The sequence below is a fragment of the Allohahella sp. A8 genome (assembly GCF_047946665.1).
Taxonomy (GTDB): Bacteria; Pseudomonadota; Gammaproteobacteria; order Pseudomonadales; family Oleiphilaceae; genus Allohahella.
The window spans coordinates 3,730,145-3,754,851 of record NZ_CP172312.1 but is presented as its reverse complement, the minus strand read 5'-3'; the positions used below and the strand labels follow the sequence as shown (position 1 = coordinate 3,754,851).

Below are 24,707 nucleotides of genomic sequence, written 5' to 3'. Positions count from 1 at the left end.
ATAGCCCATGAAGATCATTATTCTCGGCGCAGGTCAGGTCGGTGGCAGTCTCGCCGACAATCTTGCGAGTGAAGCAAACGACATCACAGTTGTCGATCTGGATGAGAGCCGGCTAAGAACACTTCAGGACACACTTGATATCCGTACCGTCAAAGGGTCCGGTTCCTATCCAAGTGTGCTCAAACAGGCGGGCGCCGATGACGCCGACATGTTGATTGCCGTCACCAACAGTGACGAGATCAATATGGTGGCCTGCCAGGTGGCACACACGCTGTTCAAGACGCCCACGAAAATCAGTCGAGTGCGTGCCGCATCCTATCTGTCCAGTAAGGAACTCTTTGGGCTCGACGCCTTCCCCATAGATGTTCTCATCAGCCCAGAGCTCGTGGTAACCCAGCATATCAGCCGCCTTATCGACAATCCTGGTGCGCTGCAGGTTCTCGACTTTTCAAACGGCAAGATACGCCTGGTCGGTATCAAGGCGCTGCCCGGCGCACCACTGGTTGGTCACGAGATATCATATCTGCGCAAGCACCTTCCGCATATCGATACCCGGGTGGCTGCAATCTATCGCCAGGGCCGGGGACTGATTCCTATTGGGGAGACCATTGTTGAGCCTGGTGATGAGGTTTTCTACATTGCCGCTCGTGACCATATTCAAACAGTGATGAAGGAACTGCAGCCAACCGACCGCGTCTACAAGCGCATCATGATTGCCGGCGGTGGCAATATCGGCGCTCGGCTGGCACAGATGCTGGAGGGCCGCTACAACGTCAAGCTGATTGAGCAAAACCACAAGCGCTGTCTCTTCCTCTCGGAAGAGCTGGATAACACGATCGTGTTGCACGGCAACGCCGCGAACAAGGATCTTCTGCTGGAAGAGAACATCGAGGATACCGACGTATTCTGTGCGCTCACCAACGATGACGAAGCCAATATCATGGCCAGCATGCTGGCAAAGCGTCTCGGGGTCAGGAAAGTGATGACGTTAATCAACAATCCGGATTACGTCGACCTCATACAGGGCGGAGAAATCGACATCGCCATTTCGCCCCAACAGACAACGATCGGCAGTTTGCTGTCGCATGTTCGGCGTGGCGATATCGTGGCCGCTCACTCGCTACGGCGCGGCGCTGCCGAAGCGATAGAAGTGATTGCGCATGGCGATCACCGGTCCTCCAAGGTCGTCGGCAAGCGAATTGATGAATTGAATCTGCCGGAAGGTGCGACTATCAGTGCCATCATGCGGCGCAGCGAAGTACTCATCGCCCATGATCACATCCGCATCGAGCCGGACGATCATGCCATCGTCTTCCTGCTGGACAAGCGGAAAATCCGCGAGATCGAAAGACTGTTTCAGGTCGGTCTCACCTTCTTTTAGTACAATCGACCGCCATAACTGACATAAGGACCAGGATCGCTTTGCATTACCAGGCAATAGCAAGAATATTAGGCGTGTTGCTGATGTTGTTCAGCCTTACGCTACTGCCGTCCATCGTAGTGTCCGTCATCTACGCGGATGGGCAGGTGGTACCATTTCGAAACGCAATGGTACTGCTGTTTGCCTCTGGTTTGCTCATCTGGTTCCCGACCCGAAACTACCGCGCCGAGCTCAGGGTACGAGACGGCTTCCTGATTACCGTGCTGTTCTGGGTACTGCTAGGCATCTCGGGTGCCGCGCCGTTCTACTTCAACGCCGCTATCGACATGAGCTTTACCGACTCGGTCTTCGAGTCGATCTCCGGGCTCACCACCACGGGCGCGACCGTCCTGACCAATATTGATGAGCTGCCGGAGTCAGTGCGCTGGTACAGGCAGCAGCTGCAATGGTTCGGGGGCATGGGCATCATCGTTCTGGCCGTAGCAATACTGCCAATGCTGGGCGTCGGCGGCATGCAGCTGTATCGGGCAGAAACGCCGGGCCCGGTGAAGGATAACAAACTCACGCCCCGCATTACCGAAACCGCCAAGGCGCTCTGGTATATCTATCTCACCATGACCGTCGTCTGCGCGGTCGCTTACTATTTCGCCGGCATGAACGTATTCGACGCTATCGGACACAGTTTCTCTACGATCGCCATTGGCGGCTTCTCGACGCACGATGCATCGATCGGTTATTTCGACAATCCTGCTATCGAACTGATCTGTATATTCTTCATGTTTGCCAGCTCCATCAATTTTGCCCTGCATTTTTTTGCCTGGCGCGAGCGCTCAGTCCGCATCTATCTGCGAGATGCTGAGTTTCTGTTCTATTTCAAACTCCTGCTCGCAGTGTCCCTGATCACGATTGCCATACTGATCTGGACTGACACCTACTCTTTCGGCAAAGGCGTCGTGCATGGTCTCTTTCAGGTGGTCAGTATCGCGACTACAACAGGCTTTGGTGTGGCCGATTTTGCGCACTGGCCTTTGATACTGCCTTTCCTGCTATTTGTCGTAGCCTTCATAGGCGGTTGTGCCGGTTCGACCGCCGGTGGCATGAAAGTCATGCGGGTACTCCTCGTCTACAAGCAGGGTGCGCGGGAAATTCGTAGGCTCGTCCATCCTTCAGCAGTGTTCAGGGTGAAACTGGGGAAGCGACCAGTCTCTGACAGAATACTGGAGGCCGTCTGGGGATTCATTGCTGTTTACATGCTGTCGTTCATCGTCATGCAGATGATACTGCTGGCTACTGGACTGGATCTGGTGACTGCGTGGTCAGCTGTCGGTGCAGCCATCAACAATCTTGGGCCGGGGCTGGGCGATGTGGCTTTCCATTATGGCGACATCAATGCGGTGGCCAAGTGGACGCTTTGCTTCGGCATGCTGCTTGGACGACTCGAGGTCTTCACACTTCTGATATTGTTCACGCCTGCCTTCTGGCGCCGCTGATTCTGTAAAACAGCCTCTGGTAACGATCTCGCCCATCTGGAATAGTCGATACGCGCGAGTAGCTTCCCGGCTTCGGCACTGGTTCGCGTAATCATGTTACGAAATGTTTTAATCTTTGCGGGTGAATCACTCGTTCTAATTCGGAAGCAAGACGTTTATGCAATTGGCCTATGATCCGGCTCTGCCCAGCACTCTTTTCACCAGGTTGAAGACCGTCACGGTGACCATTGGACTCCTGGTAGGCTTTCTGCTGCTGCAGGGCTGTGAGGAACTCGGGCTGAAGGATGAGAAGAAGCGGCGTCCACCTCTGCCTGAGCCTGAGCCTCAGCCCCCAGTCGTAGTGGTCACGCCCCAAGCCAACTATCCGATTATCAACAGACTATTCTTCGAGGCGACGCGCCTGCCGAATGAACCAGATCCACTCACGCAGACATACAGCGTCGATGTGCGACAGCTGAGCGTCCTTCGACAGAGCGCCGGTCAGCCCGCCGAAGCCTTCGCACCACTCATTCCACTGGGCAATCGCCGCTTCACGCAAAGCTATGTACTGATCGAAGAAAATGATCGCTTCTTCCTTGGCGACCCAACGACGACCGAACTCAAGCAGTTGACCAGCTTCAGCGAGCCTGCCTGTGGCACCAATGGCGCAGCCACTGACCGTCGCCTGTTGACTGATGGCCTCGGCTTTGCCGACAGCACACTGATCGTGCGTTACGGAAGCCCGGAAGAATGTACAGCGGGCACAGCTGCTTTCGCGAAATTGCCACTGACCGCAAGCCCGCTGAACCTGCCTGAGCCGGCAACTACACTTGAGTTTTTCGGCAAACCACTGAATGCACTGGACGGTAGCATACTGGGTTATTTCCTGAAGAGCGGTGCCACATTGGAGCTGTTCGACAAGGCAGGCACCCTTGTCCGCTCCTTTCCAGTGGATCCCTCGATCGATCTGGAAGCCGCTGTCGGCCCTGCCATAGCCTACGGCGAAGACCTGCTGTTATCCGTTGCAGGCACGCTGTATCAGGCGCCGCCCTCCGCGTTCGTCGACCCAGCCCTGGAGCCGGTCGTACTGGCGACGCTGAGTGTGCCGGAGCTTGATGAGCGTGTGCAGCATCTGCAGAACACCAACCTGTATTATCTCGATGGCGCAGTTCTGCGGGTTGTCAGGCTGGCTGATCAGCAAGTCGAGACGGTTGCCGATCTCAGCAGTTTCGGCTCAATTCGACCTTCGCTCCAGGCCAGCAGCAGTTATCTCTGGGCGGCTACCCAGGCCGGAGAGCTGCTGAGAGTAGAGCCAGAGACAATGACCGTAACGTCCGTCATGTCGGGTCTTTCAACCAGTAATGCCTTCCTAGCCGGCACGAACGTCATCTTCGCCAGCATCGAGACGCCGCCTGCAGCCATTGTGCTCCCGCAGGATTCGCTCACAGTCCCACTATGTAGTCCCGCTGAGGCGGGTTGTTTCGAAAACGCGCGCTGGCTGTTCTTCGACCATTACCGTGAAGACGGTCTGACTCAGTTACCCGTATTGCTGCAAGGCTTCGGCACGACCACCGAGACTCTCGTCGATGGGGCGACGGTGATCACGAACAAACCGGCTTATGTCGACACCGCCCAGGGGCGCTTTTTCAATGCGTCGCAACTGACCCAGTTCGATCTCGCGAGTGGCAACAAGATTGTCAAGTTCTCGTCCGGCCTGCCAGGCGAGACTCAGGTACAGGCGCTTAGCGTGATTGAACAGGACTTCGGTCTGATTCAGTACGTGGGTCAGCCAGACAATCCAGCGAGTCTGCCGGACCTGGTGAGAATCAACATTGGCAGCCGAGCCGGCCTGGCTACCGTTGGTACGACAGGCAATCTTGCGGAACGGGTACTGAGCCGCAGCCAGAACTGAGCGCCTGTCGCGTCACGTACGGTACATGTGTCGGGCTTTGTCCGGCAGGTGCTTGAAGCGCTTGTACTCCCACTGATACTGCGCCGGTGCGAGCTGGATAAGCCGCTCCATACTGGCGTTCATTGCCGCCGCAGACTCGTGCAAGTCACTGGCATAAATGTCGTCAAGCGGCTTTTGTACATGAACGTCGAAGCCGCCGCTATCGTTGCGTAGACTCGTCATCATCAATACTCGCGCGCCGGTCTTCTCGATAAGACGGGGCACCAGCTTCATCGTGTGCGTCTGCATGCCGAAAAAGGGCACAAAGATGCCTCCGCTACGATCCGGTGACTGGTCGGGCAGAATACCGGTCACGCCACCTTCACGGAGGCTGGTAAACAGGCTCATCACCCCACGTTTCCCCGCTGGTACCAGGGTTGACCCATTGCGCTCGCGAACACTGCGCATGTACTCATCCATTCCAGGCAACTTCGGTTCCAGGTATAGCGAGCGTATGGTGAAGTGATGGGCAAGAAATAGCCCGCTGAGCTCCCAGTTGCCGAGATGTGGCACCAGCACGATAAGCCCCTCACGCGACTGCTTCGCCTCTTCCAGAAGTGAAGCGCCTTCGACATGCTGAATGAGATCAAGTACTCGCGCTGTCGGCCATTCCCAGATTGCAGCCATTTCGGCCGCCACCATGCCGGTGTTGAGCATACTGTCATAGGCCAGACGTTCTTTTTCGACCTGACTCAGATGCGGATAGCAGGCTTCGATATTGATTCGCGTGATCCTGAGCGCTTCTGTCTGCCACACGACAGCAGCCTTACCCAGGATGCTGCCGATGCGCTGCAACGATCCTAGGGACAGCCCGGACAACAGTCGAATCGATTTTCGCAAGATGGCCGAGAGCATACGGCCTTTCAAATCATGTGTTGTCATGTGCTAGTGTCCAGTCTGGTTGATCCGCGTATTGGACACTAATTGGCGCTCCATACGGGCGGCGTATGCGGGTTGCGTACTTGCTGGTAGATTACAGTGAGGCAAAGGGTATAATTACGCGCTTGTTTTGTCATGGGTTGCATTCCGATTGAGCGCCCGCCGCATCTTTACAGTATTGCCAGGACGGAGTTTGGAAAATCATGACGGTATCGAATAAGACCGCCCCTTCGCGAGACCCTTCACAGGACTCTTCACCAAAGCAGGATGCCTCGACCTTTCAGGGTCTCATCGCCATTCTGCAGAATTACTGGTCTGAGCAGGGCTGCGTGATTCTCCAGCCACTGGATATGGAGGTTGGGGCAGGCACATTTCATCCCGCCACATTTCTACGTGCCATAGGACCAGAACGTTGGAACACGGCTTACGTGCAGCCTTGTCGACGCCCTACTGATGGCCGCTACGGCGAGAACCCAAATCGTCTTCAGCACTACTATCAGTATCAGGTCATTCTCAAGCCGTCGCCACCCAATATACAGGAACTTTATCTCGGCTCGTTAAAGGCGCTGGGCATCGATCCATTGGTTCACGATATCCGTTTCGTCGAAGATAACTGGGAGAGCCCTACGCTGGGTGCCTGGGGTCTTGGCTGGGAGATCTGGCTGAATGGTATGGAAGTCACTCAGTTTACCTACTTCCAACAGGTCGGCGGCCTCGAATGTTTCCCGGTTACCGGCGAGATTACCTACGGTCTTGAGCGGATCGCGATGTACCTCCAGGGTGTCGATAGCATCTTTGATCTGGTCTGGACACATGGCCCCCATGGCAAGGTGACCTATGGCGACGTGTTTCATCAGAATGAAGTCGAGATGTCGACCTTCAACTTTGAACACGCCAATGTCGAGGCACTCTTCGCTCAATTCGATGCCTGTGAGCTGGATAGCCAGCGCCTGATCGAACAGGGTTTGCCGCTACCTGCCTATGAAATGGTGCTGAAGGCCTCCCACGCGTTCAATCTCCTCGATGCCCGTCATGCGATTTCAGTCACCGAGAGGCAGCGTTTCATACTGAGGGTCCGTGCTCTCGCACGCGCCGTAGCGCAGGCGTATTACGACCGTCGTGAAGCACTGGGCTTTCCACTAGCGGACCCTGAGCTCACCGCTGCGTCTGTCGCCAACAAGAGCGCTTAATCCGCGACACCGTCGCCTCATACTAAACACTGTCTGGATATAACCATGCAAGCCAAGGATTTTCTGCTGGAGCTCGGCCTTGAAGAGCTGCCCCCCAAAGCCATGCCTGTGCTGATGCAGAGTTTGAGACAGCTCATGGAAGCTGCACTGCAAACAGCTGAACTGTCTTATCGTGAGATTGAGGTGCTGGGTGCGCCACGCAGGCTTTCCCTGGTCATTCGCGGCCTTGCTGAGAAGCAGCAGGATCGGGAGGTCGAGCGCCGTGGCCCGGCAAAGCAGGCGGCCTTCGATGCCGAAGGTAAGCCGACCAGGGCGCTGCTCGGCTTTGCCAAATCCTGTCAGGCAGAAGTCGATGATCTTCAACTACTCGAAACTGACAAGGGCGCCTGGATGATGTTCCGGGCCAAGGAAGCTGGCCGCAGCGCCGAGGCCATTCTGCCAGAACTGATCCTGCAATCGCTGCAGCAGCTACCGATCGCCAAGCGCATGCGCTGGGGTGCATCGCGGGACGAGTTCATCCGTCCGCTACACTGGCTTGTAGCGCTTCTGGGCGAGGATGTGCTGCCTTTGGAGATCTTCGGAATTACCAGCGGTCGTGAGACGCGGGGCCACCGCGCGCATTCACCTGGCGTCCTTACCATCGAGTCGATAGCGCGCTACCGGGATCAGCTTCGAGAGGCAAAGGTCATTGTCGACTTCGACGAGCGCAAGGCCTCTATTCGTCAACAGATCCATCATGTTGTCGGTCAGGTATTCCCAGCTGCTGAAGCCAATGGGATCCATGCGGTTATCGATGAAGACCTGCTCACCGAAGTCACCGCGTTGACTGACTGGCCTGTGGCCATGATCGGTCGGTTCGAGGAGCGCTTCCTTGAGGTGCCGGCTGAATGTCTTATCAGTACCATGAAAGAAAATCAGAAGTACTTTCATATCGTCGGTGCTGACAATGCGATGCTTGCGGCCTTCGTCTTCATTGCCAATCTCGACAGTAAGGATCCGGAAAAAGTCGTGGCTGGTAATGAGCGTGTGGTCAGGCCACGCTTGAGCGATGCTGCGTTTTTCTATGAGACAGACCGGAAGCAAACACTCGAATCTCGGCTTCCGAAGCTCGAGAGCATTCTGTTCCAGAAGTCGCTAGGTACTGTGCTGGAAAAATCGAAGCGGCTTGAGAAACTTGCCGCGGCCGTGGCTGAACGCATTGGTGCTGATACCACCATGGCTGCTCGGGCTGGTTTACTCAGCAAGGCAGACCTCGTGAGCGACATGGTATTGGAGTTCCCGGAGTTGCAAGGCACCATGGGGCGTTACTATGCGATTCATGATGGCGAGCCCGCTGTTGTTGCCGAAGCCATTGAGGCTCATTACTGGCCTCGCTTTGCCGGCGACCGGGCTCCGCAGTCCACCGTAGCGGCTTCGGTCGCGCTGGCAGACAGGCTCGATACGCTTACCGGAATCTTCGGCATCGGCCAGGCCCCTACAGGTACCAAAGATCCCTTTGCATTACGCAGGGCTGCACTTGGCGTACTCAGAATCAGCATTGAGCATCACCTTGAGATGGATCTGAGCGAAATCATTGGCGCCGCGATGTCTGGCTACAGCGATACTGCTTCCTTTGAGCCCGGACTGCAGCAGGTTGTTTTTGACTACGTGTTTGATCGGTTCAGAAATCTCTACGAGGAGCAGGGCGTTTCAAGTGCTGCCTTCCTCGCAGTGAGAAAGCGGCCAGTCCGCAGTCCTTACGAGTTTCATCAGCGCATCCTCGCAGTCGAGTCATTCAGGACGATGCCTGAAGCCGAGGCCTTGATTGCTGCCAACAAACGAGTCAGCAACATTCTCGCCAAATCGAATTTGCCAGAGGACGCAAACCAGCAGGGCTCGATCGATGAGGGCTTGCTACAGAGTGATGAAGAGCGCGCGCTGTTCGATCGCGTAGTACGCAGCGAGGAAGCAACTCATCCTTTACTGAACTCCGGCAAGTTCGCTGAAGCACTTAGCCAGCTAGCTCAACTGAAATCGGTGACTGACGATTTCTTCGATAAGGTCATGGTCATGACGGATGATGCGGCTCTTCGCGAGAATCGATTGAACCTGTTGAAACGGTTAAGGGCGCTGTTCCTGAACATAGCCGATATTGCTGAACTCTCCTCCTGAGTTAGAGGCTGCCGGAGGATAACCCTCTGGCAGCCGCGCCTCTTCCGCGCTTAAAGTTCTAGAAGCTCGAGTTGACCTGAAGACTTGCGATTGTCGCACTGCCTTCAACATCCGCCACCACAGTATTCCCAATGCCCTCAGAGGTCTCGACGACCTCCACTGACTCGCCTTCCAGACGTGCTATGCCGAAATCCACAGACAGGTTCTCGCTAACCAGATAGCTTGCACCCGCTGAAAACCACAAGCGATCGCTATCGGGAATCGACAAGGTCCTGTTCTCTCTGGCGACGGGTGATTTGTCGAGTGCCAGACCACCTCTGAGAACAAGCTGCTCATTGAGGCTGTGAGTTACACCAATCGCGTAGCGTAAGTTGCCGTCCCAGTTCTCTTCCTTGAGCGTTATAGGACTTCGCGGATCACCCTCAATATCGGCTATCAACGAGTCGAAGCGCTCCCAGTTTGTGAAATTCACACTGCCATGAACCGCCCAGGCGCTGTCGATCTCGTGGTAGGCCGATAGCTCGACCATATCCGGAAGGTTGAGTTCGAGTGAGCCATCGGCATCGACAGGCACCGGAAAGCGGAATTCGGCATCACCTTCAATATCGATATCGAGGCTCGATCGATACTGCAGACCGAAGCGCGTTTGCGGGGAAAGTTCGAACAGCGCACTGACGTGGTAGCCGACATCATCACCATCACCTTCCAGGTCTAGGAGTGCTGGCGTGCCCGGCGCTATGAACTGCGGAGCACTTGTGCTGAGCTTTGCATCGGCCAGCACATAGTCCACACCCGCGCCAAGACTTAGTTGGTCAGTCACCTTATAGGCGATAGACGGCGTAATATTGATCGTCTCAACTGACGCCTCATCCGCTACATCCAGACCCGCAAATCTATCGTCATAATCGGTTTTCAGACCGAAATTACTAAACACTGCAAATCCTACAAAGAGCTTCTCATCAAGTTGGTAGCTGGAATAGAAGGCCGGCACGAAGGCATTTGGTGCAGCATTCTCGTCATTTGCGGGAAGGGTGATCCCCGTGGCGGTCGTCGTGGTGCCGTCGGCCTCAACTTCGAGGTCGATGAAAGAGAGCACGCCAGTAACATGTGTACCCTTGAGGCGTGTCATACCTGCTGTATTGCGCGCGAGCACAGCCGCCGTATCTGCTATGGCGGCTTCACCAGCATTGGCTCGTCCCAGCCCTCGTGCACTGTGCTCGCTCAGCTGGAAACCAGCTGCGGAGGCTTGAGTGCTGACCATGGTGCCAGCTAAAAGCGCTATGAAGGGTGAAGCATACGCTAATGGCCGAAGCTCAAGCATCGGCTTGCGCGGGTGAGCCTGTGCATCGGCGCGAAGACTGTTTAGGTGAGCACTACTGCGCCGCGAGTCTGTATGGTTCATAAGCTTCCTTATTTATCCGGTCAGGCGTTAAGACGATCGAAATTTATCAGCGAAATTCCGTAGGTTATAAACACTTAGCATGTTTTGGACCAAGCGCTTTGCGCTCCTGTCACTCCTGATTGATACGACACTATGCCTTGGCTGTGTCAAAAAAAACCCGGCTTATTGCCGGGTTTGGTAGGTCCTGCGATGGAATGTTCTGGCTAGATATCCAGATTCGTAACCGTCAATGCATTGGTCTGAATGAACGCTCGCCTCGGCTCAACATCATCCCCCATTAAAGTCGTGAAAATCTGGTCTGCTGCGATCGCGTCCTCGATACTCACCTTCATCATGCGGCGGCTCTCCGGGTCCATAGTGGTCTCCCAAAGCTGATCCGGATTCATCTCGCCAAGACCCTTGTAGCGCTGAATGCTCTGCCCTTTCATAGCCTCCTGCATGAGCCATTGGATGGCCGCTTCGAAGCTGTTGATCGGCTGCTTTTTTTCGCCTTTTTGAATGTAAGCATCATCTTCAATCAAACCATCTAGTTGGCTGCCCAGGTTGGCGATTGCCTCGTAGGAGGAGGAGAGGAAGAAGTCATCGTTCAGATCGTAGATGGTTTCGATACCATGCTGTGTCTGCGTAACCCGCTGTGTATAGAGCTGAGTCTCTGGATTGAGTATTGAGTCGACAGAGTACAAGGTGCCGTTAGTTACGGTGCCTGTCGTCAAAAGCGTGCCGAAGCGCTCCGACCAGCTCTGTGACTGCGCCAGTTCCGAGAACTCCAGCTGACCGATACGTGGTACTTCGAGCAGTCGCTTGAGAACGTCTTTCGGATAGGTCCTGGACATGCGCTCTATAAGCGTTTCAACCTTCTTGAATTCGTTGACCAATTTCTCGAGCGCAGGACCTTGTATTGGTGGCGTATCTGCGGAGCCATACAGCATGGTGCCGTCGAGCGCGGACTGGAGCAGATATTGCTCAAGCGCCTTTTCGTCCTTCAGATACTGTTCCTGCTTGCCCTTTTTGACTTTGTAGAGCGGTGGCATCGCGATAAAGATATGACCACCTTCGACGATCTCTCGCATCTGCCTGAAAAAGAAGGTCAGCAAAAGTGTTCGAATGTGAGAGCCGTCGACATCAGCATCAGTCATGATGATGATGCTGTGATAGCGCAGTTTGTTGATATCGAATTCTTCGCGACCAATACCGCAGCCCAGCGCAGTGATGAGCGTGCCTACTTCAGCCGATGCGAGCATCTTGTCGAAACGGGCTTTCTCAACGTTAAGAATCTTACCCTTCAACGGGAGGATTGCCTGCGTCTTTCGGTCGCGCCCCTGCTTGGCAGATCCGCCAGCAGAGTCACCCTCCACTATGAAAAGTTCAGATTTGCTTGGGTCCTTCTCCTGACAGTCGGCCAGCTTGCCGGGCAATCCCGCGATGTCCAGCGCGCCTTTTCGACGAGTCATTTCCCGCGCTTTTCTCGCAGCTTCACGCGCCCGTGCCGCGTCGATCATCTTGTTGACGATGCTCTTTGCTTCGTTCGGGTTCTCTGCCAGGTATTCGGCGAAGAAATTGTTCATCTCATGCTCTACCGCAGTCTTGACCTCTGAAGAGACAAGTTTGTCTTTAGTCTGCGAGCTGAACTTCGGATCAGGCACTTTAACAGACACGATGGCGGTCAAACCCTCGCGAGCGTCATCGCCCGATGTCGCAACCTTGCTCTTCCGTAACAGAGACTCCTTTTCGATGTACTGGTTAAGGCTTCGGGTGAGTGCACCACGGAATCCGGCTAGGTGGGTACCACCGTCACGCTGGGGTATGTTGTTCGTGAAGCAGTAGATATTCTCCTGGAATGTATCGTTCCACTGCAGTGCCACTTCAACAGTGACGCCATCCTCGCGCTCTTTTATAAAGTGGAATACTCGGTTCAGTGGCGTCTTGTTCTGGTTGAGGTATTCCACAAAGGCGCGGAGACCACCTTCGTAGAAGAAGTCTTCGCTCTTGCCGGAGCGTTCGTCAGTAAGGGAGATACGTATTCCGGAGTTAAGAAACGCCAGCTCTCGAATACGTTTCGCCAGAATATCGTAGTGGAAGATAATGTTCGTAAATGTCTCAGCCGATGGCTTGAAGTGCACCTGGGTGCCGGAGCGATCAGTATCGCCGACTATCGCCAGATCGGCCTGCGGGACACCGTGTACGTAGGTCTGTTGATGCACCTTGCCATTTCTGCGCACTGTTAACTTGAGATGCTCGGACAGCGCGTTGACAACAGAGACGCCCACCCCGTGCAGGCCGCCACTCACTTTATAGGCATTATCATCAAACTTTCCGCCCGCGTGCAGAACAGTCATGATGACTTCTGCAGCGGAAGTGCCAGTCTCCTCATGTATATCTACCGGTATACCGCGTCCATCATCAGTGACTGTGATCGACTCATCGGCGTGAATCTTCACCTGGATCTCTGAGCAGTGCCCTGCAAGCGCCTCGTCAATTGAGTTATCGACTACTTCGAAAACGAGGTGGTGAAGCCCGGATCCGTCGTCAGTGTCGCCGATATACATACCTGGTCGCTTACGTACTGCATCTAGACCCTTGAGCACTTTTATACTTGATGAATTGTAATCGCCCTGAGACATGCTATTCCTTACGCGGTTTTTGAATCATCTTATTATACAAGAAAGTGGTGGTTTTAGCGCCTCATTCTGGCTACTGGATAGGCCTGATCGCGCGGAGCATCGTGAGGTGTCGTTCACCCCCACCTAATGTTTCACGTGGAACCATCAGCTTGTGTGGCACGTCCAGCCGCTCTCGGACCTGACTTACGGGTTCTATAATATCCACTGTTATGTTTCACGTGGAACATCCACCGCTTAGGCGTTATCTCCGTCGACACGGTCTCTAGGAAAATTCTACTTGAAACGGCGACGCGGACCATAGCCGACCGTTACCCGATGCTTTGGCAACGGGTCTGGAGTCGGTTGCATCAAAACCCTGCACTGTTGCCTAATTGCGGAGCTAAGCCGCTCTGCCCAACCGGAGGCTCAAGCGCTGGCTAATAGGATCCGTCCGCGGCCAAGGTACTCATTGCGAAGAAGAGGCTAAGTGCCGTGTATGGGCTACCTACTGCCCCCCAAAGCAAGACCACTTCGATGCTGCAGCCGCAGGCTAGCCATCTGGATAGGGACGCTTCTTACGACGCCAGAGGCAGCTAATGTTCCCCGCCGGATCACGTCAAGCGTTTCGCGGGATGCGAATGCAGAACGAGAGCACTTGTTACCGCTCATCTCCGCCAGTTACCAGCGCCAGTGCAATTCTGACAACTCAGCTCAGCTGCGTAAGGGAAAACTGGATACCCGAACTAATAATTTTAGAAGTGGTTTAGACCTTTGCATCAAGGGCTGGTTCGGCATAAGGCTGAACCAGCCCTTGGACCGAGGTTAACTAGGCGTGTGCAACAACAACGCCACGCCACGCTCTTCGCTCGTGACGCCGCCCGACTGGTACCACAGCCCCTCAATAGAATCTGTAATTACCGGCGCTGAGAAGTATCAAGATCTTGTAGCGGAAGTGCATTCCATAGCCTCTAACATGGACTAAAAATTTGATTTACTCCGAGACTAGCCCACTGCTGTTTACCGCGGGACATATCGCTGGCGGGGCTGGTAGCGATATGTCCGCTGGTCAAGAAGTTGGGATAGTTAACGCTGCGCCTAGGATCTGTCGGCCCAAACGGCACGGCGGGGGCGGAGACTTCGTAGGCTACCTGCACACCGCTGCGCTCAAACCTCGCCAGATGCATAACCGCAGGAGGGCTTGATTAATGCGAGCCGCTATCAGAGGTTCCACGTGGAACATGCGAATCATGCGCCCCTTCGGTCGTTGTACAGCGAAAATTGTTTTGAATGCGCCGGCTCTCAGAATCGCTCTTTCTGCGCATCAGCGTTCACCACTTAACTGTTTCAACCTCTACCGGAGCTCTGTGTACCGCAGCAATTTCGCCTCTAGCGACCGGACAGTGGCCCTATGCCTTAGTAACTGCTCGAACTCCGCCATGTTCCACGTGGAACGTGGCGGTAGAAGGTGCATCGTTCAGGTCCGCTAAAAATGGAGGTAAGTCGCCCTGATCGGCTGCAAGGGCCGTAACGAAGAGCTGCGAGCAAGCAGAAGAAAGTTTTTGAAGCAGGTCTGCCGCACGTTCATTATCAAGCTCAGCGGTGATATCGTCCACGAGCACGATCGCGGGAGCTGCATGACTGCATTGCCGCAAATGCCGCACTTGATGTAACAAAAGTAGAGCGGCGAGTAGCTTGCACTGACCGCGAGAAAGGATCTCTTTCGCTACCTGACCATCTGTGTTCATCACCAGCTCAGCTCGTTGGGGTCCAGAATGTGTGCGACCTAGCACAACCTCAACGTCCCGTTTCGCAGCAAGTTCATCAAGAAAGATTTTCACCAACTCTGCGTCAGGGAGATCGGCGTCGAAGGCGAAGCCATGCTTAAGCGTTAAGCTGCAGTGTTTTAGTCCAGATGTACCCAAGTCGATTGTTCGGGTCGCCGTCGTTGAAGCGGGACTCGAACCCTCAGGGCTTTGAGCGCCAAGGTAGGCACTGTACATGGCAAAATACCGCTCGCGTACCCTTGCGACCTTCACTGACAACGTCGCGTAGGTCTCGGTCCAGGCGCGAAGCTCCTGTTCACCATTAAGCTCCTTGCCACGCTTCACTATCTTGAGAAGCGCATTGCGCTGCGTTAATGCGGAATGCCATTTCTTGAACAGAGTTCCGTATTGATGTTCCACGTGGAACGCACCCCAGTCGAGAAATCGACGTCGAACACCGGGCTCACCTAGCACAAGTTGGAGGCTCTGATGATCAACTACTTGAACAGGCAGAAGACGCGCTAATGCCATCGAGCTTTTGATGGGCGCGCCATCTAGCGAGGCCTGTAGTTTCGCCCTTTTCCGCTTTTGCATGCCGATGTGGTGCGCCGACCGGTCGTTTCCGATTTCGAGAGAAAGCGTGCCCCTAGCGAGCATCCCCTCATCTTTTGGACCGATGAGCTGGTCGAGGATACCGGTGCGGAAAGAGCGTCCAGTGAGTAAGAGGTGCAAGCCCTCCAGGAGCGTGGTTTTACCCTGAGCGTTGGCGCCGAAGAAAAGAACTGTGGGTGAAGGGAAGCCCGTGGAATCGTCTCCACTGCTCGACGATGCTGGAAAGGAAATAGCCAGGTCGTCAACAGCGCGAAAGTTTTTTAACTGCAGTGAAGTAATCATGATGAACCGAAACGGTCCATCACAGGGAGGGAGGTATTAGCTGGTCGCAGAATGAGGAGACCCTATTGCACAAGGCTCAGGCGCTCGTCCATGAACATATCCAGGTCAGGCGCGAGTAGATGAATATAGCGGTCGAAATAGAGGAACTGCTTGATGAGCAGTGCGAACTCGCGGGGAAAATGTAAGCCATGTGACTCACCAGTTTTCACGAGATCCATCAGGATAGTGTTGATTTCTTCGGCCTCGTTCAGCGTTTCCGTATACATCTGCTGCGAATCAGCATTGGGAACCATGCGATCCATTTTCTTGTACAGGCGCTGAATATCACCGGCAAGGTCAGCAACATTGACCTCAGTGTGAGTGACTCCAATGCGAATCATCGCGCTGGCCATCTCATGGAAATTCATCATCATGATAGCGGTAATGAAATCCGAGATTGCCTTCCATGCGCCCTTCGGGATCCTGCCCACGATGCCAAAATCAATGAAACCGATTCTGCCATCACGGAGGACCATCAGGTTACCGGCATGCACGTCAGCGTGGAAAAAATCACATTGAGTCAAACTGGAGAACCAGGCGTTCATCGCGGTGATCAGTGTCCGTTCTGGATCACTGCAGTACGTTCGTATGGTCTCGAGATCTGTCAGTGGCACACCATAAAAACGCTCCATCGTAAGCACTTTCATGGTAGAAGCATGTTCATAGTGCTTGGGCACAACAACGTCAGTATTCCCGGTGGCATTTAGAAAGGCTCTGAATTCATCGAGGTTCTTGCCTTCCTTGTAGAAGTCGCATTCCTCGACCATCGTTTTCTGAATTTCTTCAACTATTCCGGAGAGAGACGTCCAAGATAGCTTCGGTGCAAGCAACTCGAGAATCCTTGCGCCTGCGTAAAGGAAATTGAGATCGGTCACCAGGATGTTACGGACACCTGGCTTCTGAACCTTGATCACGACATCATCGCCGTTCACAAGCTTCGCGGCGTGGACCTGCGCTATAGAGGCGGAAGCGAGCGGCACGTGATCAACGTGAGCGAACACCTCCGATAGCCGATCACCAAACTGTTCGTCGAGTATTCTCTGAATCACCGTGAATGGCAGCGGCCTTGTCTGATCCAGACAGAACTGAAATTCTTCAACATAGGCCGGCGGAAAAAAAGTCGGAGACGACGCTATGAACTGGCCGAGCTTGATATAGGTCGAACCAAGTCGCTCGAAAGTCTGACGAAGTAATCTCGGCGGCGGCGGACGATCGCCTGCGACCCAACTGATACCGGTAGAAGCCAAAACACTAACAGTCTGGCCGATACGGAGAAAACCTTTGACGGTGTTCTGCACTGTCTCGTTCATAAGCTATCCCTTCAACGGAACGATTTTCGTGTAACCCTAGAGTCTCATTGGCATAACGACATAAAGGGCATCCTTTGTATCCACACCTTCAACGAGTGCACTACTGGCAGGATTCGAAAGTGCAACCTCTACCCGCTCATCCTTGATGACATTCAATACGTCAAGCAGGTAGGCAACGTTAAAGCCCATCTGCAGATCCTCATACGCATAATCTACTTCAAGCCTGTCTTCAGCTTCCTCCTGCTCAGGATTGTTAGCAAACACTTCAACAGTGTTCTCGCTAAACTGAAGCCGAACGCCTCTATAACTTTCGTGACTGAGAATGGCCGCTCGGCTCAGCATGCTCTTGAGGAGAAGTCGGTCGCCCAACATCTTCTTGTCGCTGTTACGCGGGATAACCCGTTGGTAATCGGGGAACTTGCCTTCAATCAACTTCGAGCTGAACGCATAGTCTTTCATGAGTACACGGATATGATTGTGACCTATGAGTACTTCGCAAATGGCTTCCTCATCGTCGGCCAATAACTTTGCAAGCTCCAGTACACCCTTGCGCGGAATAATTTTCTGAACCGTAGTATCTTCGGCGCTATCGTCAAAAAGGTCGTGCTTATGTTCGAAGCCAGCCATAGCGAGTCGATGACCATCCGTCGCTACCGCGCGTAAGCCTGAACTATTCAGTTCCAGAAGAAGACCATTGAGGTAATACCGGACATCCTGCTGAGCCATTGCGAAGGCAGTCGCATCAATGATCCGTTTGAGCTTGGCCTGCTGCAGACGCAATGAGATATCGCTGCTCTCATTCTCAACCTTGGGGAAATGGTCTGCCGGCAGTGTCGCCAACGAGAAGTGGCTTGTGGCACATCTCAGATCCAGTTTTGAACTGGCATACTCGAGCGTCAACATCTGGCCTTCTGGAAGGCTACGGCAGATATCACTCAGCTTGCGCGCGGGCACGGTGATAGCTCCGGCCTGGTGTACCTGAATCTCGCGAATATAGGCAACCAGCTCGACCTCGTTATTGGTCGCGGTAATGCTTACACCATCTTCCGGCGACGCCTGAATAAGCACGTTCGCCAGAACAGGCATAGTGTGTCTTTTTTCGACTACACCGCCCACCATAAGCAACGGTGTCAGGAAGCGTTCTCTCTGACATGTAAATTTCATAGAAACAACTCTGTTTTCAGGAAGTTTTGATTGTAGTTCAGCCTAAGCAGTGCTTACCAGCCACAATGGGCCCACCACGGTTTGTCAGCCGGTGAGGGAGCGCATGAAATACTGGTAGTCCTCTCGTGTCGTGACGTCGGTCTGTTGAAGGGCCTTCATGACCTTGCAAGCATGTAAGACAGTCGTATGATCTCGCCCACCGAAGGCATCGCCGATCTCCGGGAGGCTATGCTGGGTCAGCTCTTTTGCCAGACACATTGCTAACTGCCGAGGCCGGGTAATAGATCTCGTTCGCCGCTTCGAAAGCAAGTCAGATACCCTGATCTTGTAATATTCTGCAACCGTGCGCTGGATATTATCTATGCTTACCTGCTTCTCGTGCAGCGCCAGCAAATCCTTCAGACACTCACGAATGAACTCTGGAGTAATCGGATTGCCGGTAAAATGGGCGTTAGCAATCACCAGTCTCAATGCGCCTTCCAGTTCTCGAACGTTGGAACGAATCTTCTGCGCGATGAAGAATGCACATTCGCTGTTAAGTTCGACGCCAGACTGCTCGGCCTTCTTCATAAGGATCGCCACCCGTGTTTCCAGCTCAGGCGGCTCAACCATGACCGTCAGCCCCCAGCCAAAGCGCGACTTGAGACGCTCCTCCATGTTCTCGATTTCCTTGGGATAGCGATCCGAAGTCAGGATCATCTGCTGTCCACCTTCAAGTAAAGCATTGAAGGTATGGAAAAACTCTTCCTGCGAACGTTCTTTCTTCGCAAAGAACTGGATGTCGTCTATCAGCAGCGCGTCAACACTGCGGTAGTATTTCTTGAATTCATTAATCGCGTTCATACGCAGGGCTTTGACCATGTCCTGGACAAAGCGCTCTGAATGCAGATATACCACTCGCGCATTAGGCTTTCGGGCGACTATTTCGTGACCCACCGCATGCATCAGGTGAGTCTTCCCCAGACCGACGCCCCCGTAGAGAAAAAGCGGGTTGAACGCCTTTCCCGGATTATCGGCCACCTGGATTGCCGCAGCTCTCGCCAACTGGTTGGATTTTCCCTCCACGAATGATGGGAAAGTAAAGTCACGGTTAAGCGCACTCTCATGCTTGACCAGAGGCGAAGGCTCCTGTGCGTTATTCACCGTCGACCAGGTTTCCGGTGCAGGGGCGCGAACACGTCGTCGGGGTGACGCGCCTCGCGAGTCGTTTTCCGGAACAACACCAGTCTGATGCCCGCGTATTTCGTTCTGCGAAGTCTGCTCCTGCTTAGCCGAGCTATCAGCAGCCGCTGGCGCCGTCGCCTGCATGGCAGCTGCGTCTGCTCTGGGCGCTGAACCAATCTGGAGGCAAACCTGGATTCCACCGCTGGCTTTATCCGATCCAGCTGCTGTCTCGCTCGTAGCGTAGGCGCAGAGTAGATCGTCGATTTTTGGCAAATATTTGTCTTTAACCCAATTCATGACGAACCGGTTAGGGGCGTAAAGATGCAACTGTCCGTTTTCAAAATGCGCCTGTAACGGTCGTACCCAGGTATTGAATTGGTCCGGAGGTAAATCTGTCTGAAGGGCGTTCAGGCACTGTCGCCACATCACATTAGGCATTGACCATCATCTTCTATCAAAGTAGTGAATTATGTGGCTCGACGTCGGTAGCGATCAGCAGATTGCCGAGGCTATAGAGCTGCAATCTACTGCAAATGCAGGATTTTCCGCGCTGGCTTTGCGCCGAGCTCTGCTGTTTTCACCGATTCTTGCACTTGCGCACGACACAGCTCCGTCTGCGTCGTCGGTATGCGCTACTGATTCATCCGTTCAAGTAGGAGAATACTACCTTTCAGCCGGCTGTCTTGCCAGTGGCAGACAGAGTTATTCAAAGCATGTGCATATCTTTTTTGTTTTCTATCAATATCTTATTGACTTACTCACAGAGATAAGAACAACTTTCAGGGCTTGTTCGTATTACCCGTATAAACAGTGGCAACCTGGGATCGAGAAAACGATCTGAACAAGTTGTTGACTGCCCTGTGCGTGAAGGGGGTAACAAGCTGTGCATAGCTTTTCGGCAGGATGGCCTGTGGATAAACAGGTCATTTACCCACAGGATGCACACACGACATACAGAAACTACACTCAGCTTAAAATGGCTTGAAAATTCCACAGATCACTGTTTTATAAAGAATAATCTGAGTTGTTCGCTTAAACACGGCTAGCTAATCACTACAATCACAAAGTTTTATACATGAAAACCTGTATTGATTAAGCTGGACTCGTAAAGCGGACCAGAACAGGTAGCTTGTATAAGCGGAATGAATTGAATATAATCCGCGACCCTGAATATGAACCAGCTATGAGTACCAACCATGAAACGTACCTTTCAGCCAAGCAATCTCAAGCGTAAGCGCTCGCACGGCTTTCGGGCACGCATGGCCACCAAGGGTGGACGTGCTGTCATCAATGCGCGTCGTGCCAAAGGTCGGAAAGTTCTTTCCGCCTGATCTGCCTGACTCGCAAGGGTCTGTCTGAAATCATGCTCACATCGGCACAATCTGGCGCCGATGTATCCAAAGGATGGGAATGAACGAGTCTTTTCCTCGAGTGGCCCGCCTGTTAGCGAAACGTGATTTCAGTACCGTGTTCGAAGACAATCACTTCAAGCGCAACGCACCTCAGGTACTTATGTTGTGCCACAGGCCAGCTGATCCGGATCAAGCATCCGGCAGCCGTCTGGGGGTGATCGTTGCCAAGAAACAGGTCAAGCGGGCGCATGAACGAAATAGACTGAAACGTCTAGCTAGAGAGCAGTTTCGTGTTCTGCGTAGCGAACTACCGACCGCAGACATCGTGATGCTCTTCCGACACCCGGCACAATTTTGCTCTAATGCAGAGCTTTCCGAAATTCTCCGGAAACATCTGCTGGGTTTGCAGCGAAAATACCAGGATGTGCAAGCAAGTCTGGAAAGTCAGTGAAAACGCGCCCTCGTCGTGAAGGCGCCGGATCGCTTGCTAGCCAGCTTCGTCAGTGGCCTACCCGCCTTGTGCTCGGTTTAATCCGACTCTACAAACTCACGCTCAGCCCGTTCATTGGACAGCACTGCCGATATACGCCGTCCTGCTCCACATACACCTCGGAAGCCATCAAAGTTCATGGTTTGCGCAAAGGTGCTTATTTTGGCGTTCGCCGTCTGCTAAGATGCCACCCCTGGTGTCACGGTGGCTACGATCCCGTCCCAGCCCCATGCGATAAACACGCTTCCTCTCAGAGACTTTCCTGAAGACTAGAGATTATGGATTCAATTCGTACTGCTATCATTATCGCTCTCCTCGCGGTCAGCTATCTCATTATTCTGCAATGGAATGAGGATTATCCTGACGCTAGCCAACGCGCAGCCACTACGCCGAGTCAACAGACCGTAGCTGGGAGCGACACAGCCCTCGAATCAACCGATACCGGTGACGACGGCGATCTGATTGTGCCTGAGCAGGGAGAGAATGACCTGGTCGTTCCAGGTGCAGCCGAGTCTGCTACGAGCACACCAGTCGCAGGCGGCGGCAAGCTCATTTCAGTGCGCACGGATGTCCTCGATCTTCAGATCGACCCCGTCGGTGGCCGCATCGTCAAGGCTGCACTGCTCGAGTACCCGATTTCTGTTCATAACGAAACCCCTCTCAAGCTTCTACAGCATGGCGACGGCGTAACTTTCCTGGCTGAAAGCGGACTGATTGGAGAAGACGGCTTAGATACCGCCAAAAATGGTGGGAAACCGAATTATGCCACGGCCCGGAACAGCTACGAACTCAAGCCCGGTGAAGACAGGCTCACGGTCGATCTGAAAACCGAACGCAACGGTATCAATGTCATCAAGCGCTATGAGTTCGAGCGCGATAGCTATGAAATCAACGTCAGTTTCGTTATCGAAAACCAGAGCTCAGAGCCCTTCACGGCCAACTATTTCGCGAAACTTCTGCGAGACCGGTCTGCCGATCCGACTTCCAGTGGTGGTTTCGGTGCAGTTTCCTATCTGGGCGGCGTTGTTTCTGCCCCTGAGCAGGATCTGCCCTATGAAAAGCTCGACTTTGACGATGTCGACGACGGCGTAGAGAGCCTGACATCTGATAACGGCTGGATAGCCATTCTTCAACATTATTTTGTCACCGCGCTCATACCACAGAGTGAGCAGGCCAGCGTTTTTCAAGCCCGGAAGCGCAACGGCTTATACATGTATGGTTATGTCGATCCTGCATTTACCGTTCAACCTGGAGCGACCGAGGTCAAGTCCGGTAAGATCTATGTCGGTCCGAAAGTACTCGACCGCCTCGAGCAGGTGGCCCCCAATCTGGAGCTGACTGTAGACTTCGGATGGTTATGGTTGATTGCTAAACCCTTGTTTGTCGTTCTCAAGTTCCTCCACGACTATATTTTTGCAAACTGGGGTGTGGCCATCATCCTGCTCACCATTGGTATCAAGGCCCTGTTCTTCAAGTTATCGGCCACGAGCTATCGCTCCATGGCTAATATGCGGCGAGTGACACCGGAACTTCAGCGCTTGCGGGAACAACATGGTGATGATCGGCAGCGCATGTCACAGGCCATGATGGATCTGTACAAGCGCGAGAAAATCAATCCGCTCGGCGGTTGCCTACCTATACTGGTCCAGATGCCAGTGTTCATCTCGCTGTATTGGGTATTGCTCGAGAGTGTCGAACTTCGTCAAGCACCGTTTTTTGGATGGATTCAGGATCTTTCGCTGAAAGATCCGTACTTCATTCTGCCGCTGCTGATGGGCGCTACCATGTTCCTGCAGACCAAGCTGAATCCAACACCGCCAGATCCAATGCAGGCTAAGGTCATGCAGCTGATGCCGATCATTTTCACAGTGTTCTTCCTGTGGTTCCCGGCCGGTCTTGTGCTGTACTGGTTCGTCAACAACCTGTTGTCGATCACGCAGCAGTGGATTATTACCCGTAGCATTGAGAAATCCTCGGCGAGTCCTGCAAAGAGCTGATTAGGTCGAGGTTCATGCAGAAAGCGGACGAAGCGTTGGATACGATTGCTGCGGTAGCGACGCCGCCCGGTCAGGGCGGTATCGGTATCATTCGTCTCTCGGGGCCGTCCGCCAGAAAGATAGGCGAACAGATGGTCGGGCGCTCGCTGGACGCGCGCGTGGCTACGCTGTCTCCATTCTTCGACGCAAGTAAGCGCCAGCTCGATCACGGCATTGCGCTATATTTTCCTCAGCCAAATAGCTTTACTGGTGAAGATGTATTCGAACTACAGGGCCATGGCGGGCCGGTGGTGTTGGATCTCTTGCTGGCTGCCGTCTGCCAACTGGGCGCTCGAATTGCCAGACCAGGCGAATTCAGTGAACGCGCCTACCTCAACGATAAACTGGACCTGGTGCAGGCTGAGGCCATTGCTGATCTCATCAGTGCCTCGTCGGAACAGGCCGCAAGGAGCGCGCTGGCATCCCTCAGCGGTGAGTTCTCTGCAACCATCAACATGTTCCTGACGGAATTGACCAGACTTCGAGTGTATATCGAAGCGGCTATCGATTTTCCGGAGGAGGACGTCGACTTTCTTGCCGAAAGCGAAGTCGTCAACGAGTTGAGCGCCTTGAGAACATCCCTGATGGATGTCCGAAAACGCGCCACACAGGGGCGGGTCTTGCGCGATGGTATTTCTGTTGTACTCGCAGGCAAACCCAACGCCGGTAAATCGAGTCTGCTCAACGCACTGGCTGGCGAAGAACGCGCGATCGTCACCCACGTCGCGGGAACAACCCGAGATATCGTTCGTGAGCATGTCGTTATTGACGGCCTGCCGCTGCACCTGCTCGATACAGCTGGGATTCGTGAAACAGAAGATATCGTAGAGAGGATCGGCGTCGAACGCGCACAAGCCGCGAGTGTCAAGGCAGATGCCCTGTTATGGATCTATGATGCCGTCGAGTCTCCGGCTACTGATGTTCAACCTGAAGATCTTTTACCGCCCTTTCTCCTTCAGCATGTCCTTTCTCATCCTGATTTACCGCTGTTCATGGTGGCGAACAAGTCAGATCTGCTTTCGGCTCATCCCGTCCACAATGTATCGCAGCAGACAATCCGATCACGGCAAGGTGTCCAGTATCATCAGCTCGCCGTTTCTGCCATCAGTGGAGAGGGCCTCTCAGAGCTCAAGTCTAGGCTCAAAGCCGTGGCGGGACTGCAGAATACTGGTGAGCAATTGATACTGGCGCGGCGGCGTCATCTAGAAGCGCTTGAACGCTGTCAGCAGCATGTAGACGCCGCTATGCTTGCCCTCGAGTCTGGTCAGCTCGCTGGCGAGCTCGCTGCAGAAGATCTCCGATACGCTCAAGCGGCTTTATCGGAAATTACAGGCGAATTCTCTTCTGATGATCTACTGGGCGAGATATTCTCAAGCTTTTGCATTGGCAAGTGAAAATAGCGACAGCCGCGCGGCTAAACTAAATTTGACGTGCTAAGGTAGGGAAGGAGTATAACGCCCTTCAATCATACA

The 24,707-nt window shown here is 53.7% G+C and carries 18 protein-coding genes; 11 read left to right on the top strand and 7 right to left on the bottom strand.

Annotated features, from left to right (window positions below):
* Positions 1 to 7: 7 nt before the first annotated feature.
* The 3 genes from trkA to ACH3PB_RS16810 all read left to right on the top strand — a co-directional run bounded on the left by trkA (position 8) and on the right by ACH3PB_RS16810 (position 4,762).
* Positions 8 to 1,381 carry a Trk system potassium transporter TrkA gene (gene trkA / locus ACH3PB_RS16820; RefSeq protein ID WP_416396596.1) on the top strand — a complete coding sequence of 458 codons (1,374 nt, stop codon included), beginning with the start codon at positions 8 to 10 and terminating at the stop codon, positions 1,379 to 1,381.
* A 41-nt stretch (positions 1,382 to 1,422) separates the two neighbouring features.
* The gene (locus tag ACH3PB_RS16815; RefSeq protein ID WP_416396595.1) at positions 1,423 to 2,871 is read left to right on the top strand and encodes a TrkH family potassium uptake protein; all 1,449 of its coding nucleotides are present in this window, start codon (positions 1,423 to 1,425) and stop codon (positions 2,869 to 2,871) included.
* 157 nt (positions 2,872 to 3,028) lie between these two features.
* Entirely contained in the window at positions 3,029 to 4,762 is a 1,734-nt protein-coding gene (locus ACH3PB_RS16810) for a hypothetical protein (protein WP_416396594.1), read from the top strand.
* Positions 4,763 to 4,774: 12 nt separating this feature from the next.
* Here ACH3PB_RS16810 and ACH3PB_RS16805 read toward each other — a convergent pair whose 3' ends face one another.
* Entirely contained in the window at positions 4,775 to 5,683 is a 909-nt protein-coding gene (locus tag ACH3PB_RS16805) for a lysophospholipid acyltransferase family protein (protein WP_416396593.1), read from the bottom strand.
* 200 nt (positions 5,684 to 5,883) lie between these two features.
* Between ACH3PB_RS16805 and glyQ the strand changes: the two genes are divergently transcribed.
* Together glyQ and glyS are read left to right on the top strand one after the other, a co-directional pair.
* Positions 5,884 to 6,870 carry a glycine--tRNA ligase subunit alpha gene (gene glyQ, locus ACH3PB_RS16800; protein WP_416396592.1) on the top strand — a complete coding sequence of 329 codons (987 nt, stop codon included), beginning with the start codon at positions 5,884 to 5,886 and terminating at the stop codon, positions 6,868 to 6,870.
* Between the two features lie 45 nt (positions 6,871 to 6,915).
* Positions 6,916 to 9,021, top strand: a complete 2,106-nt coding sequence (gene glyS / locus ACH3PB_RS16795) for a glycine--tRNA ligase subunit beta (RefSeq protein WP_416396591.1) — start codon at positions 6,916 to 6,918, stop codon at positions 9,019 to 9,021.
* 58 nt (positions 9,022 to 9,079) lie between these two features.
* On the opposite strand, the gene ACH3PB_RS16790 is transcribed toward glyS, so the two are convergent.
* The 6 genes from ACH3PB_RS16790 to dnaA form a co-directional block, all read right to left on the bottom strand.
* Positions 9,080 to 10,423 carry an OmpP1/FadL family transporter gene (locus ACH3PB_RS16790; RefSeq protein WP_416396590.1) on the bottom strand — a complete coding sequence of 448 codons (1,344 nt, stop codon included), beginning with the start codon at positions 10,421 to 10,423 and terminating at the stop codon, positions 9,080 to 9,082.
* 203 nt (positions 10,424 to 10,626) lie between these two features.
* The gene (gene gyrB / locus ACH3PB_RS16785; RefSeq protein ID WP_416396589.1) at positions 10,627 to 13,044 is read right to left on the bottom strand and encodes a DNA topoisomerase (ATP-hydrolyzing) subunit B; all 2,418 of its coding nucleotides are present in this window, start codon (positions 13,042 to 13,044) and stop codon (positions 10,627 to 10,629) included.
* A gap of 1,385 nt (positions 13,045 to 14,429) precedes the next feature.
* On the bottom strand, positions 14,430 to 15,680 hold the full coding sequence (gene recF / locus ACH3PB_RS16780; RefSeq protein WP_416396588.1) for a DNA replication/repair protein RecF: 1,251 nt from the start codon (positions 15,678 to 15,680) through the stop codon (positions 14,430 to 14,432).
* Between the two features lie 62 nt (positions 15,681 to 15,742).
* On the bottom strand, positions 15,743 to 17,029 hold the full coding sequence (locus ACH3PB_RS16775) for an ABC1 kinase family protein (protein ID WP_416396587.1): 1,287 nt from the start codon (positions 17,027 to 17,029) through the stop codon (positions 15,743 to 15,745).
* A 36-nt stretch (positions 17,030 to 17,065) separates the two neighbouring features.
* A complete protein-coding gene (gene dnaN, locus ACH3PB_RS16770; RefSeq protein WP_416396586.1) occupies positions 17,066 to 18,193 on the bottom strand; it encodes a DNA polymerase III subunit beta in 1,128 nt (375 codons plus the stop codon).
* 84 nt (positions 18,194 to 18,277) lie between these two features.
* Positions 18,278 to 19,795 (bottom strand): chromosomal replication initiator protein DnaA, encoded by a 1,518-nt coding sequence (gene dnaA, locus ACH3PB_RS16765; protein WP_416396585.1) that lies wholly within the window; start codon positions 19,793 to 19,795, stop codon positions 18,278 to 18,280.
* Positions 19,796 to 19,826: 31 nt separating this feature from the next.
* On the opposite strand from dnaA, the gene ACH3PB_RS16760 reads away from it, so the two are divergent.
* From ACH3PB_RS16760 to mnmE, 6 genes are all read left to right on the top strand, one after another.
* The gene (locus ACH3PB_RS16760) at positions 19,827 to 20,198 is read left to right on the top strand and encodes a hypothetical protein (protein WP_416396584.1); all 372 of its coding nucleotides are present in this window, start codon (positions 19,827 to 19,829) and stop codon (positions 20,196 to 20,198) included.
* Positions 20,199 to 20,553: 355 nt separating this feature from the next.
* The gene (gene rpmH, locus ACH3PB_RS16755) at positions 20,554 to 20,688 is read left to right on the top strand and encodes a 50S ribosomal protein L34 (RefSeq protein WP_416396583.1); all 135 of its coding nucleotides are present in this window, start codon (positions 20,554 to 20,556) and stop codon (positions 20,686 to 20,688) included.
* A 79-nt stretch (positions 20,689 to 20,767) separates the two neighbouring features.
* Entirely contained in the window at positions 20,768 to 21,160 is a 393-nt protein-coding gene (gene rnpA, locus ACH3PB_RS16750; protein ID WP_416396582.1) for a ribonuclease P protein component, read from the top strand.
* Positions 21,157 to 21,465 carry a membrane protein insertion efficiency factor YidD gene (gene yidD, locus ACH3PB_RS16745; RefSeq protein ID WP_416396581.1) on the top strand — a complete coding sequence of 103 codons (309 nt, stop codon included), beginning with the start codon at positions 21,157 to 21,159 and terminating at the stop codon, positions 21,463 to 21,465. Before rnpA ends, yidD begins: the two co-directional genes overlap by 4 nt.
* 12 nt (positions 21,466 to 21,477) lie before the next feature.
* Positions 21,478 to 23,196, top strand: coding sequence for a membrane protein insertase YidC (gene yidC, locus ACH3PB_RS16740; RefSeq protein WP_416396580.1), 1,719 nt, complete (start codon positions 21,478 to 21,480; stop codon positions 23,194 to 23,196).
* Positions 23,197 to 23,210: 14 nt separating this feature from the next.
* The gene (gene mnmE / locus ACH3PB_RS16735) at positions 23,211 to 24,629 is read left to right on the top strand and encodes a tRNA uridine-5-carboxymethylaminomethyl(34) synthesis GTPase MnmE (protein WP_416396579.1); all 1,419 of its coding nucleotides are present in this window, start codon (positions 23,211 to 23,213) and stop codon (positions 24,627 to 24,629) included.
* The last annotated feature ends 78 nt before the right edge of the window (positions 24,630 to 24,707 follow it).

Coding starts and splice junctions, on each gene's coding strand:
- trkA (WP_416396596.1), top strand. CDS start 8: ATGAAGATCATTATTCTCGGCGCAGGTCAGGTCGGTGGCAGTCTCGCC.
- ACH3PB_RS16810 (WP_416396594.1), top strand. CDS start 3,029: ATGCAATTGGCCTATGATCCGGCTCTGCCCAGCACTCTTTTCACCAGG.
- ACH3PB_RS16805 (WP_416396593.1), bottom strand. CDS start 5,683: ATGACAACACATGATTTGAAAGGCCGTATGCTCTCGGCCATCTTGCGA.
- glyQ (WP_416396592.1), top strand. CDS start 5,884: ATGACGGTATCGAATAAGACCGCCCCTTCGCGAGACCCTTCACAGGAC.
- glyS (WP_416396591.1), top strand. CDS start 6,916: ATGCAAGCCAAGGATTTTCTGCTGGAGCTCGGCCTTGAAGAGCTGCCC.
- ACH3PB_RS16790 (WP_416396590.1), bottom strand. CDS start 10,423: ATGAACCATACAGACTCGCGGCGCAGTAGTGCTCACCTAAACAGTCTT.
- gyrB (WP_416396589.1), bottom strand. CDS start 13,044: ATGTCTCAGGGCGATTACAATTCATCAAGTATAAAAGTGCTCAAGGGT.
- recF (WP_416396588.1), bottom strand. CDS start 15,680: ATGATTACTTCACTGCAGTTAAAAAACTTTCGCGCTGTTGACGACCTG.
- ACH3PB_RS16775 (WP_416396587.1), bottom strand. CDS start 17,029: ATGAACGAGACAGTGCAGAACACCGTCAAAGGTTTTCTCCGTATCGGC.
- dnaN (WP_416396586.1), bottom strand. CDS start 18,193: ATGAAATTTACATGTCAGAGAGAACGCTTCCTGACACCGTTGCTTATG.
- dnaA (WP_416396585.1), bottom strand. CDS start 19,795: ATGCCTAATGTGATGTGGCGACAGTGCCTGAACGCCCTTCAGACAGAT.
- ACH3PB_RS16760 (WP_416396584.1), top strand. CDS start 19,827: ATGTGGCTCGACGTCGGTAGCGATCAGCAGATTGCCGAGGCTATAGAG.
- rpmH (WP_416396583.1), top strand. CDS start 20,554: ATGAAACGTACCTTTCAGCCAAGCAATCTCAAGCGTAAGCGCTCGCAC.
- rnpA (WP_416396582.1), top strand. CDS start 20,768: ATGAACGAGTCTTTTCCTCGAGTGGCCCGCCTGTTAGCGAAACGTGAT.
- yidC (WP_416396580.1), top strand. CDS start 21,478: ATGGATTCAATTCGTACTGCTATCATTATCGCTCTCCTCGCGGTCAGC.
- mnmE (WP_416396579.1), top strand. CDS start 23,211: ATGCAGAAAGCGGACGAAGCGTTGGATACGATTGCTGCGGTAGCGACG.